Raw genomic sequence first — 13,764 nt, 5'->3', positions numbered from 1 at the left:
CTTCCGGCGATGAGCCTCCGACCGGGGGCACCGTTCGACTCAAACGGCACTGACCTGCTTGTTCTTCGCACGGGGCCGACGGTTCGTTACCTTGCTCGCAGCCGAATGCTCAGGACTTCACCAGCCGGGCGATGGCGGCGGACGCCTCGGCGAGCTTCTTCTCGGCCTCGGGGCCACCTTCTGCGACGGCGTGCGTCACGCAGTGTCCGAGGTGTTCGTCGAGCAGCCCGAGGGCGACGGACTGCAGCGCACTGTTGACCGCGCTGATCTGGGTGAGGACGTCGATGCAGTACTTGTCTTCCTCGATCATCTTGGCGATGCCCCGCACTTGGCCTTCGACGCGCCGCAGTCGCTTGGCGTAGTTCTCCTTGTGCGGCGAATACCCGTGTGGCGCCGCGTTTTCCACTGGTTCATCGGTCATGACGCGGCCACCATCTTCTTCATCTGGGCGATCTCGGCCTGCTGCACCGTGACGATGTGGCTGGCCAGCGCCTTCGCGTCGGCGTTGGCGCCGTCGGCGATCTCGGTGTTGGCCATCGTGACGGCCCCCTCGTGATGGCCGATCATCGACGTCAGCCAGAGCTGGTCGAACTCCGCCCCCTTGAGGGTTTCGAGCTTCGCCATCGAGCCGTCGTCGACCATTCCGGTCATGGCGCCCATGTCGTGACCCTCGTGCCCAGCGCCCTCGTTTACGTCGCCCTCGCCGGCGTTCCACTGGGCGAGGAAGCCCTTCATGGTCTGGATCTCGGGTTCCTGGGCAGCGGAGATGTCGGCGGCGAGCTTGATCACCTCGGGATTGGTGGACCGCTGCGGGACGAGTGCGGACATCTCCACGGCCTGCTCGTGGTGCGGAATCATGCCGGAGACGAAGGTGACGTCGGCGGCGTTGTTGTTGGCGTTGTTCGGGGCGGCAGCACTGGATTCGCTGCCGTGGGTGTGGTCGGTGTGACCGTCCGACGAGGTCGAGCTGGGGCTGGTACAGGAGGACACGAGCAGTGCGGTGGCGACGGCGGCCACCAGAGCGATCAACGTCTTCATGAAGGCCACCGTACCGGATACCCCTCCGGGGTATCCGGAATGGTTTGGTCGGCGAACGACCCGAAGGCATAATCGATCAATGCCCTCAGACGCTTCGAAGCCCGATTCTCTTCGCGCAAGCGGCTCATCGTCGCCCGACATCAAGCCCCGTAGCCGCGACGTCACCGACGGCCTCGAGAAGACCGCCGCCCGCGGAATGCTGCGGGCCGTCGGCATGGGCGACGACGACTGGGTCAAGCCTCAGATCGGCGTCGGATCGTCGTGGAACGAAATCACGCCCTGCAACATGTCGCTTCAACGACTGGCGCAGTCCGTCAAGGGAGGCGTGCACTCCGCCGGCGGCTACCCGCTGGAGTTCGGCACCATCTCCGTCTCCGACGGCATCTCCATGGGCCACGAGGGCATGCACTTCTCGCTGGTCTCCCGCGAGGTGATCGCGGACAGCGTCGAAACCGTGGTGCAGGCCGAGCGTCTCGACGGCACCGTGCTCCTGGCCGGCTGCGACAAGTCGATCCCCGGGATGCTCATGGCCGCCGCCCGCCTCAACCTGGCCAGCGTCTTCTTCTACAACGGCTCGATCATGCCCGGCGTCGCCAAGATGACCGACGGCACCGAGCGGGAAGTCACGATCATCGACGCCTTCGAGGCCGTCGGCGCCTGCGCCCGTGGGTTGATGTCGCGCGCGGACGTGGACATCATCGAGCGCGCCATCTGTCCGGGCGAGGGTGCGTGCGGCGGCATGTACACCGCCAACACCATGGCCAGCGCCGCCGAGGCCCTTGGCATGTCGTTGCCTGGCAGCGCATCCCCGGTGGCCATCGACAAGCGCCGCGACGAGTACGCCCGCCAGTCGGGCGAGGCCGTCGTCGAGATGCTGCGCCGCGGCATCACCACCAGTGACATCCTCACGCTGGAGGCGTTCGAGAACGCCATCGCCGTGGTGATGGCGTTCGGCGGGTCTACCAACGCCGTGCTCCACCTGCTGGCGATCGCGTGGGAGGCCGGCGTCAAGCTGACCCTGGCGGACTTCACCCGCATCGGACAGAAGGTGCCGCACCTCGCCGACGTCAAGCCCTTCGGCCGCCACGTGATGAAGCACGTCGACGAGATCGGTGGCGTGCCCGTCGTCATGAAGGCACTGCTGGACAACGGCCTGCTGAACGGGGATTGCCTCACCGTCACCGGCCGCACCATGGCCGAGAACCTCGCCCACATCGAGCCGCCGGATCCCGACGGCAAGGTGCTGCGCGTGATGAGCAATCCCATTCACCCGACGGGCGGCATCACGATTCTGCACGGGTCGTTGGCTCCGGAGGGCGCCGTGGTCAAGTCGGCAGGCTTCGATTCCGACGTGTTCGAGGGCACCGCACGGGTTTTCGACGGCGAGCGGGCGGCGATGGACGCACTCGAGGACGGCACCATCACCAACGGCGACGTGGTCGTCATCCGGTACGAGGGCCCCAAGGGTGGACCCGGTATGCGCGAGATGCTGGCCATCACCGGCGCCATCAAGGGCGCGGGTCTCGGCAAGGACGTGCTGCTGATGACCGACGGCCGGTTCTCGGGCGGCACCACGGGTCTGTGCGTCGGGCACATCGCGCCGGAAGCGGTCGACGCCGGCCCGATCGCCTTCGTGCGGGACGGTGACCGGATTCGGCTCGACGTTGGCACGGGCACGCTGGACCTGCTCGTCGACGCCGACGAATTCGATTCTCGCAAGGCGGGTTTCACCCCGCCGCCGCCCAAGTACCCCACCGGCGTGCTGGCCAAGTATCGCAAGCTGGTGGGCTCGGCGGCGACGGGCGCGGTCTGCGGCTAGTCGCTCAGTCCAGGGACTTCGAGGCCGTTCGCAGTTCCTCGAGCGCCGCGAGGGCGTACTCGGCCAAGCCGCGACCGTCGTGGTGCTCGGTCTCCGACCAGCGCGCGTAACCCTGTTTGAAGGCCAGCACTCCGAGCTCGCCGGCCAGGTGCGCGGTCATCTCGGGCACCCCGCGGGCCAGTAGGGCCGTGGTCATGGCGGCCGCCAGGCTGACGGTCTTGAGTGCGTCGCGCTCCTGCAGTTCGGTGCTCGCCGCGACCGCCGCCTTGATGCGGGGACCGAGTTCCCGATTGTCCGGCCCCATCATCGCCGAGGCGCGTTCGAGGGCCGCCGCGACGGCGACCATCGGGCTCGCGCCGTCGGGCGCCTCCGCGATGCCCTCGGACAGCAGCTGACACATGCTTTCCTGGCCGGCGACGAGTAGTTCCCGCTTGTCGGGGAAGTGACGAAAGAACGTGCTCTTGGTGACGCCGGCCCGCTCGGCGATCTGCGCGACGGTCGTGGCGTCGTACCCCTGCTCGGTGAACAGGTCGACGGCCGCGAGCACGAGACGCTGACGTGCACCCGGTTCCCAGCGACCCATAGTCACATCCTAGGCGACGGGACTTTTGTCCCATCACGTTGTACGGTGACGGGACAAAGGTCTCATCACAACGTTTGGAGTGTCACGTGCACGTCTTCGTCACCGGGGGAACCGGCACCATTGGTTCGCCCGTCCTCACCGAACTCCTCGGCAACGGCCACACCGTCCTCGCGCTGGCACGTTCGGACGCCTCGGCGGCGGCGTTGTCCGACGCGGGTGCCGAGGTGCTGCGCGGCACCCTGTCCGACGTCGACGTCCTGCGGGACGGGATCCGACGGGCCGACGGCGTCATCCATCTCGCCTTCGGACACGAAGCCGCCACCCCGGACGCCTTGGCGCACGAGATCGTCAAGGAAACGGACGCCTTGGCGACGATGGGTGACGAGTTACGGGGCAGTGACCGGCCCATCGTCGTCGCCTCCGGCACGCCGTGGATCGCGGGACGTGCGTCCACCGAGGCGGACCCGCCGCCGACCGAGGGCCCGGTCGGAGGTCGCGGCCGCGCGGTGCTTGCCCTGCTCGGTCTCGCGTCGCAAGGCGTGCGCAGTGTCGCGGTGCGCATTCCGCGAACCGCCCACGACAACGGAAACGGCGGATTCGCAGGGCTTCTCGCCACCACGGCGCGGCGCACGGGTGTTGCGGGTTACCCCGGCGACGGCACGCAGCGCTGGCCCGCTGTCCACGCGCGCGATGCCGCCGTCCTGTTCCGGCTGGCGCTGGAGTCCGCGCCGGCGGGCACGTCGTGGCACGCAGTCGACGAGGAGGGCGTCGCGGTGCGCGACATCGCGGCCGTCATCGGGCGCCGCCTGGGACTGCCCGTGCAGCCGGTGCCGACGGCGGAGTTCGGCCCGTACGGAGAGATCTTCCTGCTGGACCAACCGGCGTCCAGCCGTCATACCCGCGATGCGCTCGGCTGGCGCGCCACCCGACCCGGGTTGCTCGAGGACCTCGAGAACCTCTGCCCCTAGTTCGGGATCTCGGGCGGTGGTTGCGGTTCGAAGGGTGTGTACCACCACCATTCAGCCCGTTCCCCCAACGGGCCGCGACATGGCTTCACCGATGGCCGGGGTTGAGTCGGTGGCCGGGCCAGCGATCCCGGGTTGAGGGTCTTGCCGTCGGCGTCGGTGACCACCAGGTTCCCGGCCGGCCCGGTGACGGTGATGCCCCCGCTGTGATGCAACCGGTGATGAAACGGACACAGCAACACCAGGTTGTCCAGTTCGGTGGTGCCACCGTCCTCCCAATGCTTGACGTGGTGGGCGTGTAGTCCGCGGGTCGCCCCGCAGCCGGGGACCACACAGCAGCGGTCCCGATGTTCGAGGGCTCGGCGCAGGCGGCGGCTGATCTGGCGGGTCGCCCGCCCGGACCCGATCACCTGACCGTGGCGTTCCAACCACACCTCACAGTCCGCCTCACACATCAGGTAGCGGCGATCCTCCTCAGACAGGAACGACCCCAAATGCACAGCGGCGTTGCGGCTCTCGACATCCAGATGCACGACCACGGTGGTGTGCTGCCCGTGCGGGCGCCGCGCCACGTCGGCGTCCCACCCGGCCTCCACCACACTCATCAACGCATCCGCGGCGTTCGGGAACGGCGGTACCTGCACCGACGGACCCTCGGGATTCTCCCCGTGCCGGGCACCGCCGTACACCTCGCCAGCTTCGATATCGCTGGCGATATCAGTGTCGCCGGCGTGGTCACGCTTCCACGCCGCCACCAACGCGTCACGATGAGAATCCATGGCGGCGTCGAATTTCGCGGCCTCGAGCTTCGGCAGCGTGATCCGGTACGTCGTGTGGGTTTCCCCTACAGTCTTGCGGACCGACCGCTCCGGCTCAGGCTTGCGGTCCGGTTTGGGACGGGGCTCCAGCTTGATCGCCAGCTGGGTCACCGTGGCCACCGACGCCAACTGGGCGTAGTGCTCGTCGGAACCCTTGCCAGCCCGCTCGGCAATGACAGCGACCTGATCCAACGACAGCTGACCGTCGCGCATCATCGCCGCACACCGAGGGAACTCCTCCAGACGGCGGGCGGCGGTCACGATCGTCTCCGCATTGTGCGGGGACACACCCAGCTTCCACGCCACCAACGCCGGGACCGACCGGCAGCCGGTGGCACCCCAGATCCCGTCACCCTCGATCTCCGCGGCGATCTCCACCAACCGGCTGTCGATCGCATTGCGCTGCCCCGCCAACTCCTCCATCTCGGAGAACAACACGTCCAAGCGCTCCTTCGAGCTCAAACGCGTTGTCGGCGTGGACATGACACCATTGTAGAAGCGGGGTCCGACAAGTCCTGGCCGTGCGGTCCGCGGGCTCGTCGATGGTGTGAGTAGGGTTTTGACATGACGCTCGGCGGCCCGCCAGACCTGCATCCCGCACTCACCGCCCTCGCTCCCCTGCTGGGAACGTGGGCGGGTGCCGGCGCGGGTGAATACCCGACCATTCCGTCGTTCTCCTACCTCGAGGAGGTCACGTTTGGCCATGTCGGCAAACCGTTCCTGAGCTATGGGCAGCGGACGAAAGCCGCCGACGACGGACGACCCCTGCATGCCGAGACCGGGTACCTGCGGATCCCGTCGGCTGGCCGCGTCGAGTTGGTGCTTGCGCACCCGACGGGCGTCACCGAGATTCAGGAGGGCACGCTGACCGTCAACGGTGACGTGCTGGAGCTGGAGTTGACGGCGACGTCGATCGGGCTCACTGCCTCCGCGAAAGACGTTACTGCGCTGGAACGTTCGTTTCGCCTCGTCGGTGACGAGCTGACGTACACCCTTCGCCTCGGCGCGGTGGGCCAGCCGCTCCAGCACCATCTCGCCGCGACGTTGCACAGGAAGACGACATGACCGCCGACGGACGGATTCGCGTTCCCGCCGACCTCGACGCCGTCACCTGTGTCGCCGCCGAAGACCACTCCGACGTCGACCCCGGTTCGGTCGACCTCATCTGGCAGGCCACCCGCCACTGGTACGCGGCCGGTATGCATCCCGCGATCCAGGTCTGCGTCCGACACCGTGGTCGCGTCGTCCTCGACAGGGCGATCGGCCACGGCTGGGGCAACGGACCGCAAGATCCGGTGGACGCCGAGAAGGTTCCGGTGACCACCGAGACGCCGTTCTGCGTGTATTCGGCGGCAAAGGCCATGACCACCACCGTGTTCCACCTGTTGGCCGAGCGCGGCGTCTTCTCACTCGACGACCGGGTCTGCGAGTACCTTCCGACCTACACCAGCCACCGCAAGGACCGCACCACCATCCGGCACGTGCTGACCCACAGTGCGGGCGTCCCCTTCGCGACCGGACCCAAGCCCGACCTGAAGCGGATGAACGACAGCGACTACGCCCGTGAAATGCTCGGCAACCTGCGAACCATCTACCCGCCGGGAATGGTGCACGTCTACCACGCGCTGACGTGGGGACCGCTGACCAGGGAGATCGTTTCGGCCGCCACCGGTAAGGACATCCGCGACGTGCTCGGCGACGAAATCCTGAACCCGCTCGGCTTCCGCTGGACCAATTACGGCGTTGCACCGCACGACGTTCCGCTGGTCGCGCCCAGCCATGCCACGGGGTCGCCGCTGCCCGCACCGATCGCGGCGGCCTTCAAGCTCGCCATCGGCGGCACCACGCACCAGATCATTCCGTTCACCAACACACCGAAGTTCCTCACCAGCGTGGTGCCGTCGTCCAGCACCGTCTCGACCGCCCACGAATTGTCCCGCTTCGCCGAGATGCTCCGCCGCGGTGGGGAACTCGACGGCGTGCGGGTGATGGCACCCGAGACGCTCCGTGCGGCGACGTCGCCGGCCCGACGCCTGCGGCCCGACATCGCCATGGGTCTGATGCCGCTGCGCTGGGGCACCGGATACATGCTGGGATCCAAGCGGTTTGGCCCGTTCGGACTCAACGCCCCCGCGGCGTTCGGCCATACCGGTCTGGTGGACATCGCCGTCTGGGCCGATCCCGAACGTGACCTCGCCGTCGGCGTGGTCAGCAGCGGCAAGCCCGGTGGCCACCGCGAGGCCAAGCGCTACCCCGCCATGCTCGACGCCATCGCCGCCGGATTCCCTCGGGTGGTTGCGGGCTAGCATTCGCGGGTGGCCAAAGTCGAGCTGTCCCGCAAACTGTCCATCAGCCCGGAGGAGGCGTGGTCGCACGTCTCCGACCTGTCCTCGCTCGGGGACTGGTTGACGATGCATCAGGGCTGGCGCTGCGACCTGCCCGACGAGCTCGCCGTGGGCACCATCCTCGTCGGCGTTGCGGGCGCCAAGGGCATGCGCAACCGCGTGACCTGGACCATCAAGGAGTACGAACCGCCTCAGCTGATGGACATAACCGGCGAGGGCCTTGGCGGCACCAAGTACGCGCTACGCATGACGGTCAAGCCTCTGTCCAAGGGGTGCGAGTTCAAGCTGAAGATCGACCTCGGCGGAGCGCCTCTGTTCGGCCCGATCGGCATGGCGGCCGCCCGCGCCGTGAAGGGCGACATCGAGAAGTCGGTCAAGAAGTTCGAAGAGCTCTACGGCTAGCGAATCGCTTCGCCGAGTGGCCAGTTGTCTGTCGTAAATGGCGCCGATGCGTGGCATAAGTGGCCACACGCGGTCGGCGGGCTCGCCGCGACCACGGAGCACCCGGTGGATGCCCCGTGGCCGCGGTTCGTCGACGAGGTGCGTCAGCCGGCCATGAACTCGGCGTAGGCCGATTCCAGGTCCGGCGGCAGCACGGAGACGTTGCACGTCCGCTGCGTGTCGCCGATCGGGGCGATGATGCCGCGCAGTTCGTAGTACTCCTGCGAGTTGGCCGTGAAGTAGTTCCGAATGTTGGCGGCGGCTTCCTCGCGTGGTTGGTTGCGCGCCGCGGAGAGCACCTGGTCGGCGCCCGGGTGGGCGCGCAGGTAGTCGCGGGCCGAGCCCGTGACCGAGCTGACGGTGTTGGCGACGCCCTGCCCGCTGCAGTCCGGTGCTGCTGACGCAGCCGGCGCCGCGATGGTCGCCGCGGCGACTCCGGCGAACAATCCGCCGGCCACCAGGCCGACGGTTCCGCGACGCATGGACGTCAACGACTTACCACTGAATTTCATGATCGATTTCCCCTCGGGAGTCTCGTGTGAACGAGCCGTGTACTCGACCCGAATTCCACGGTACGCAGCGCGCCTAAAGTCCCCAGGCGCCGATGACGAGCCCCTCGCACGGGCCCTGCCAGGCGTTACGTGGGCACGGCGTGAAATGGGCAACAATTCCCGGAGAATTCGGCGAGCGCCCGGGCTTGATCTTCAGAGTTGGGGTCGAACTCTTAAGTGATCGTGATTTGTCGCCCGGAATCGCGTGATCAAATCGTTATCCGAGGTTTTCGTCAAAGGCCCGAAAAGGCGTCTCGAATGCACTGCCGCAACCATTGGTGCGCACCGTCGGCGTCGTATCGCGGGTGCCACGCCAGGCTCAGATCGAGCGTCGGCAAGTCCAGGGGGATCTCGAAGGTGCCGAGCGCGAGCGCGGCCACCGTCGTACGGGTGATCACCAGCGGGGTGATGCCGACGAGGTCGCTGCTGTGAACGAGATGCAGCGACGAGAGCGCGGTCGGGGTGCAGACGGCGACGCGCCGACGGAGCCCGTGCTCGGCGAGCAGGCCGTCGATCGGCCCGGTGAGGCGCCCGCGTCGCGACGAGACTACGTGGTCGGCGGCGGCGAAGCGCTTCAGCGTGACCCGCTTGCCGGCGAGCTCGTGGCCTGCCCGCACGACGCCGATCATCCGGTCGGAGAACAGTGGCTCGATATGGGTCTCCGGGTGGATCCGCGGTATCTGTCCGACTTCGACGTCGACGCTGCCGTCCCGTAGCGCGGCGGTGTCCTCGTGGCTGTCGCCGACGAAGCGCAGCGTGACGCCGGGGGCCTCACCGCGAATTCGCGACACCAGACGGGCGCCGATCGTGTGCGACAGCAGGTCGCCCATCTGCACCGAGAAGGTACGACGCAGGGTGGCCGGGTCCGGCTGCTCCTCGGGCCCCAGCAGGCCACGGCCCCGCTCGACGAGTTCGTGCACCCGACTCTTCATCGCCAACGCCCGCGGGGTCGGCACCATGACGCGGCCTGCACGCACCAGGATCGGGTCGTCGAGCATGCGACGCAGCCTGGCGAGAGTCCGGCTCATCGCGGGAGCGGACGTGTGCAACCGCTGCGCGGCTCCGCTGACGCTGCCCTCGTCGAGGAGCGCGTCGAGCGCGACGAACAGATTCAGGTCGAGAGCCGATTCCATTTTGGATAACCATCCCTTATCAAACATGCACTGGACTGCAACTCACCTCGATCGTACGTTGGTGTCCGTCACCACGAGAAAGGTTCCACCACCATGACGTCAACCCTGCATTCCGAACCCGTTTCCGTTGTGCTGCAACGCTTGTTGTCAGCAGAAGAAGAGCACGACCCACAGGCGTTCGCCGAGACCGGCGTCGACGGGTTCCCCGCCCACCTCAGCGCCGGGCAGCGAGCGGAGCTGTTCAAGGACGTGTACATGTCCGTGTCATCGGAGGGTGGGGCGCTGCTGTACCTGCTGGCACGGGCTACCGGCGCCCGCACCGTCGTCGAGTACGGCACCTCGTTCGGCGTTTCCACCATCCACCTGGCCAGCGCCGTGCGCGACAACGGCGGCGGAACGGTCATCGGCACCGAGCTGCAACACGACAAAGCCGTTGCGGCTCAACACAACTTCGTCGAGGCAGGGGTGTCCGACCTGATCGACCTGCGCGTCGGCGACGCCCTCGAGACGCTCGCCGACGTGCCGGAGGTGGTCGACCTGGTGTTGTTGGACGGCTGGCCGGATTTGGCGTTGCCGGTGCTGCGCCTGCTGGAACCGTCACTGCGTCCGGGTTCGTTGATCCTGGTCGACGACGTCGACATGGATTGGGGCAGTGACGTTCACGGCCCGCTGCTGGCTCACCTCGGAGACCCCGACAACGGATATCTTTCGGTCAAGCTCCCGGTGGGCGACGGCATCCAGACCTGCATCCGGCTCGGCTGACCTGGGATCAGTTTCGGATGCCGCCGTAGATGCCCCTTCGGACGATCAGCGGTTGCAGCACCCGGTCGACCGACCACGCCGGGAACCGGAAGGGGCGACCACCCGGGGCGAAGACCTCGAGCCCGTCGGGCTGGGGTCCCAGCACGGAACCCCAACGCCGCTTTGGTGCCCGGTAGTTGCGCAGCGGTCGTCCGGCGAAGTCCGCTCGGATGTTGTGTGCCAGCAGTCCGTCGGCCCGGTTGCGGGCCGAACTGCGCAGCGGGTCGGTGGCTGCGACGTCGCCGACGGCGAAGACACCGGCTCGTCCCGGGACGCGGAGATCGGGCGTGACGCGGACGAATCCGTCGTCGTCGGTCATGTCCGACGGCAACCAGCCGGTGTTGGGGGTGACCCTGCCGATCGCCCAGAGCACCGCCTCCGCGGCGGCCGGCGGCTGCCCGGTACTCCACTGCACCGCCCCGCTGGTGATCTCGTCGCACGCGAAACCGTCCGGCACGACGGCTCGGTGGCCTCCGTGTACGTCCACCCCCACGTCGCGAAGCCGCCGCTGGACGTGGCTCCAGACCTTGGGATGGTGTGCGGGTAGCGGGCGTTCGCCGGGGTGGTAGAGGTCGACGCGTTTTCCGGGCCAGGTGCGTGCGACGTTGGCGGCGCTGCTGACCGCCGCCGCACCTCCGCCGATCACGGCGACGGACTCGGCTCGGGCAATCCGGTCGTGTGCGGCGCGCAGCTCGTCGCCGACGTCGGCTGCGGTCTGAAGCGTCGGCCGCCGCCAGAAGCCGTTCGTGACACCGGTCGAAATGACCAGCGCGTCATAGCCTTCGATGGCCGACGTCCCGTCGTCGCGCTGCAGGAAGACGTGACGGGCGACGGGGTCGACGCCGGTGAGCGTGCCGTGCACGGTGCGCACCCGGTCCAGCCCGCGGAACCTGTCGAACCCGATCACGTAGTCGCGTGCCCAGTCGTCGGGCCGACTCAGCCGCAGGCCAAGTTCCTGACCGCTGACCAGTGCTGGTTTGACCGAGATGCCGACGACGTCGGCATGGGGTGCCAGTCGGATCGCGGTGAGGATGCCGCTGTCGCCGAGCCCGGCGACGACGACGCGCTTCCTGGTCACCGCGGCGCCTTTGGCGGCCCCGGCGAATTCGCCGCCTTCGGCGGCCATGGCACGAACCGCGAGACCCGTTCCACCACGGCCTGATACGCGGGGCGCCGCTCGAGGCTTCGCGTCTCCATCATGGGGATGCTGGCGCCGAGGAACATCGCCAGGATCGCGATCGCGCCGAGGACCAGCCACCACGCGTCGGCGGGTGCCGCCGCGACGCCGAACAGGGCGACGGCGAACCAGAAGCTGAACTCCCCGAAGTAGTTTGGATGCCGCGACCAACTCCACAGTCCGCGGTCCATCACGTCCCCCGGTTGGCGGTGCCGCACGAATCGGTGCATCTGGACGTCGGCCACCAGTTCCAGCGCGACCGCGGCAAGCCCGATGACGAACGCGAGCCACCCGAGCCATGCGAGACCCGGGCCGGGCCGGGTCACGGCGACGTACGCCGGCACCATGGCGAGGAACACCTGACACGTCGGGATCAGGTGGATGGCGACGAGGTCGGCAACCGGTTCGAGACGGCCCGCGCGCTGTTTGAACATCGGGTAACGCCAGTCCTGGTGGTGCAGGCCGGGGAAGGCGTAGACCCAGTTGGCCGTCAATCGAATCGCCCAGAGCAGCACCACGATCGAGATGAGCCAGCAGCGCAGTTGGTCAACGCCCGGCCCTGCCTGACTCCACCAGTAGAAGAGCAGCAGCGGCGGGATGACGCTCCAGTAGGCGTCGTAGAAGCTGGAGTTCCGGTAGGCCCGACTGAAGCCGAAGATCACGACGGTGGCGAGCAGGTCGGCCACGAAGGCGTCCAACCAGAGCTTGCCGGTGTGGGGTCCCCACGCCAACCAGGCCGCACCGACACCGATGGCGACGACGTAGGCGACGGTGACGATCGCCAGTGATCGGGTCTTACTCATTGGCCCCTCGGGTTCCGGGAGAGCCAAAAATGTAACACGTTCTAGTTGTCGCGCGACGGCCGACGCCAGGTCAGAACGTGTGTCGTCGATCTTCTGGCACTCTCGAAGACGTGGACGACACCTCGGCGCCGGAGCGCGAAGACCCGTTCGACGTCGCGATCGACGAGGCGGTGAACTCACTGCCCGCCGAACTCCTCGCCGCGATGGGCAACGTCGAGATCGTCGTCGAAGACGAACCTCCCGGCGGACAACGTCTACTCGGGCTGTACCAAGGCGTCCCACTGACGCGACGCACCACCGCCTACAGCGGCGTACTTCCCGACAAGATCAGCATCTTCCGAGGTCCGCTCACGCGACTCTTCGGCGCCGATCCGGACCGGCTATACCGCGAGATCAAGCACGTCGTACTCCACGAGATCGCACATCACTTCGGCATCAGCGACGAGCGGCTCGTCGAACTCGACCGCTATTGAGGCTTCAGCATCGGGGACGAACGGCTCGGTCGTCGTTTCATCGCGCCGCCGCTCGGGTAGCCAACCGGACGAGGCGCTCAGCCCAGCGCGCCGCCATCCGTAGTCCGATCGATGAGGTACTCGCATGTCGAACAACGACAGGACCGTCAGCACCAACCAGGACGTCGTGTCCTTCCTGACCGAGCAGCACGAGGCCATCAAGCGACTGTTCGCCGAGACGCTGGACGCGCCCGACGCTGCGGCACAACGGAAGTCGTTCGACGCCCTTCGCACGATGCTCGCCGTCCACGAGACCGCGGAGGAGATGATGGTGCATCCGCGAGTGCGCCGCAAGGTCTCCGGCGGTGACGAGATCGTCGATGCCCGGCTGTCCGAGGAGCACGATTCAAAGGTCGCGCTCGCCGAGATCGAGAAGCTCGACTTCGGCACCGCCGAGTTCAGCAAGGCGATCATCCATCTGCAGGCCGCCGTCCTCCAGCACGCCGAGAAGGAGGAGACCGAGGAGTTCCCCCGCCTCGAAGACGAACTGGACGCCGCGGAGTTGAAGAAGCTCACCGAGGCGGTCGTGTTCGCCGAGCGCATCGCACCGACGCATCCGCACCCCGGCGTCGAGTCGGGTGCCGCCAACTTCGCGGTGGGACCCTTCGCGTCGCTGCTGGACCGGGCGCGCGACGCACTCAAGGGCTCGGCGGCCTAAAACACGAGGCGTCGAGTCTGCGGGCAGATCGCGGTCGGCGACGAATTCGCGATCTCCCCGCACACCCGATGCGACAGAGGGGCCCCCCGGTGTCGGTTGACGGGTGTCGACTTCTATCGT

General features: G+C 67.6%; 16 protein-coding genes. 8 read left to right on the top strand and 8 right to left on the bottom strand.

Annotated features, from left to right (window positions below):
• Positions 1–109: 109 nt before the first annotated feature.
• Together ASD37_RS24845 and ASD37_RS24840 are read right to left on the bottom strand one after the other, a co-directional pair.
• Positions 110–421 carry a metal-sensitive transcriptional regulator gene (locus ASD37_RS24845; protein ID WP_056557919.1) on the bottom strand — a complete coding sequence of 104 codons (312 nt, stop codon included), beginning with the start codon at positions 419–421 and terminating at the stop codon, positions 110–112.
• Positions 418–1,038, bottom strand: coding sequence for a DUF305 domain-containing protein (locus ASD37_RS24840; protein WP_056558290.1), 621 nt, complete (start codon positions 1,036–1,038; stop codon positions 418–420). The genes ASD37_RS24845 and ASD37_RS24840 overlap by 4 nt, the downstream gene beginning before the upstream one ends.
• Before the next feature lie 79 nt (positions 1,039–1,117).
• Between ASD37_RS24840 and ilvD the strand changes: the two genes are divergently transcribed.
• Positions 1,118–2,857: a dihydroxy-acid dehydratase gene (gene ilvD / locus ASD37_RS24835; RefSeq protein ID WP_056557918.1), complete on the top strand. Its 1,740-nt coding sequence runs from the start codon at positions 1,118–1,120 to the stop codon at positions 2,855–2,857.
• Positions 2,858–2,861: 4 nt separating this feature from the next.
• Here ilvD and ASD37_RS24830 read toward each other — a convergent pair whose 3' ends face one another.
• Positions 2,862–3,440 carry a TetR/AcrR family transcriptional regulator gene (locus ASD37_RS24830; protein ID WP_056557916.1) on the bottom strand — a complete coding sequence of 193 codons (579 nt, stop codon included), beginning with the start codon at positions 3,438–3,440 and terminating at the stop codon, positions 2,862–2,864.
• An 86-nt stretch (positions 3,441–3,526) separates the two neighbouring features.
• Between ASD37_RS24830 and ASD37_RS24825 the strand changes: the two genes are divergently transcribed.
• The gene (locus ASD37_RS24825; protein WP_056557914.1) at positions 3,527–4,408 is read left to right on the top strand and encodes an NAD-dependent epimerase/dehydratase family protein; all 882 of its coding nucleotides are present in this window, start codon (positions 3,527–3,529) and stop codon (positions 4,406–4,408) included.
• On the opposite strand, the gene ASD37_RS24820 is transcribed toward ASD37_RS24825, so the two are convergent.
• Positions 4,405–5,706 carry an HNH endonuclease signature motif containing protein gene (locus tag ASD37_RS24820; protein ID WP_056557912.1) on the bottom strand — a complete coding sequence of 434 codons (1,302 nt, stop codon included), beginning with the start codon at positions 5,704–5,706 and terminating at the stop codon, positions 4,405–4,407. The two genes, ASD37_RS24825 and ASD37_RS24820, sit on opposite strands and share 4 nt — an antisense overlap.
• 81 nt (positions 5,707–5,787) lie before the next feature.
• Here ASD37_RS24820 and ASD37_RS24815 point away from each other — a divergent pair, with 81 nt between their 5' ends.
• From ASD37_RS24815 to ASD37_RS24805, 3 genes are read left to right on the top strand one after another with little or no spacing between them, the layout of a single operon-like run.
• Entirely contained in the window at positions 5,788–6,288 is a 501-nt protein-coding gene (locus ASD37_RS24815; RefSeq protein ID WP_056557910.1) for a peroxynitrite isomerase, read from the top strand.
• Positions 6,285–7,529, top strand: coding sequence for a lipase LipE (lipE, locus tag ASD37_RS24810; protein WP_056557908.1), 1,245 nt, complete (start codon positions 6,285–6,287; stop codon positions 7,527–7,529). Before ASD37_RS24815 ends, lipE begins: the two co-directional genes overlap by 4 nt.
• 9 nt (positions 7,530–7,538) lie before the next feature.
• Positions 7,539–7,970: an SRPBCC family protein gene (locus ASD37_RS24805; protein WP_056557906.1), complete on the top strand. Its 432-nt coding sequence runs from the start codon at positions 7,539–7,541 to the stop codon at positions 7,968–7,970.
• A gap of 143 nt (positions 7,971–8,113) precedes the next feature.
• Here the strand turns inward: ASD37_RS24805 and ASD37_RS24800 are convergent, their stop codons facing one another.
• Both ASD37_RS24800 and ASD37_RS24795 read right to left on the bottom strand, forming a co-directional pair.
• Positions 8,114–8,521: a heme-binding protein gene (locus ASD37_RS24800; RefSeq protein ID WP_056557904.1), complete on the bottom strand. Its 408-nt coding sequence runs from the start codon at positions 8,519–8,521 to the stop codon at positions 8,114–8,116.
• Positions 8,522–8,793: 272 nt separating this feature from the next.
• Entirely contained in the window at positions 8,794–9,693 is a 900-nt protein-coding gene (locus ASD37_RS24795; protein ID WP_056557902.1) for a LysR family transcriptional regulator, read from the bottom strand.
• A gap of 93 nt (positions 9,694–9,786) precedes the next feature.
• On the opposite strand from ASD37_RS24795, the gene ASD37_RS24790 reads away from it, so the two are divergent.
• Positions 9,787–10,455 (top strand): O-methyltransferase, encoded by a 669-nt coding sequence (locus ASD37_RS24790; RefSeq protein ID WP_056557900.1) that lies wholly within the window; start codon positions 9,787–9,789, stop codon positions 10,453–10,455.
• 7 nt (positions 10,456–10,462) lie between these two features.
• On the opposite strand, the gene ASD37_RS24785 is transcribed toward ASD37_RS24790, so the two are convergent.
• Both ASD37_RS24785 and ASD37_RS24780 read right to left on the bottom strand, forming a co-directional pair.
• Entirely contained in the window at positions 10,463–11,572 is a 1,110-nt protein-coding gene (locus ASD37_RS24785) for an FAD-dependent oxidoreductase (RefSeq protein ID WP_056558288.1), read from the bottom strand.
• Positions 11,569–12,474, bottom strand: coding sequence for a DUF1295 domain-containing protein (locus tag ASD37_RS24780; protein WP_056557898.1), 906 nt, complete (start codon positions 12,472–12,474; stop codon positions 11,569–11,571). The genes ASD37_RS24785 and ASD37_RS24780 overlap by 4 nt, the downstream gene beginning before the upstream one ends.
• 110 nt (positions 12,475–12,584) lie before the next feature.
• On the opposite strand from ASD37_RS24780, the gene ASD37_RS24775 reads away from it, so the two are divergent.
• Together ASD37_RS24775 and ASD37_RS24770 are read left to right on the top strand one after the other, a co-directional pair.
• Positions 12,585–12,947, top strand: coding sequence for a metallopeptidase family protein (locus tag ASD37_RS24775; RefSeq protein WP_056557896.1), 363 nt, complete (start codon positions 12,585–12,587; stop codon positions 12,945–12,947).
• Positions 12,948–13,071: 124 nt separating this feature from the next.
• A complete protein-coding gene (locus ASD37_RS24770; protein ID WP_056557894.1) occupies positions 13,072–13,644 on the top strand; it encodes a hemerythrin domain-containing protein in 573 nt (190 codons plus the stop codon).
• The last annotated feature ends 120 nt before the right edge of the window (positions 13,645–13,764 follow it).

This window comes from Mycobacterium sp. Root135 (assembly GCF_001426545.1).
Lineage (GTDB): Bacteria > Actinomycetota > Actinomycetes > Mycobacteriales > Mycobacteriaceae > Mycobacterium.
Note: the sequence above shows the minus strand (reverse complement) of the source record. Positions and strands in the feature narration are given on the sequence as shown.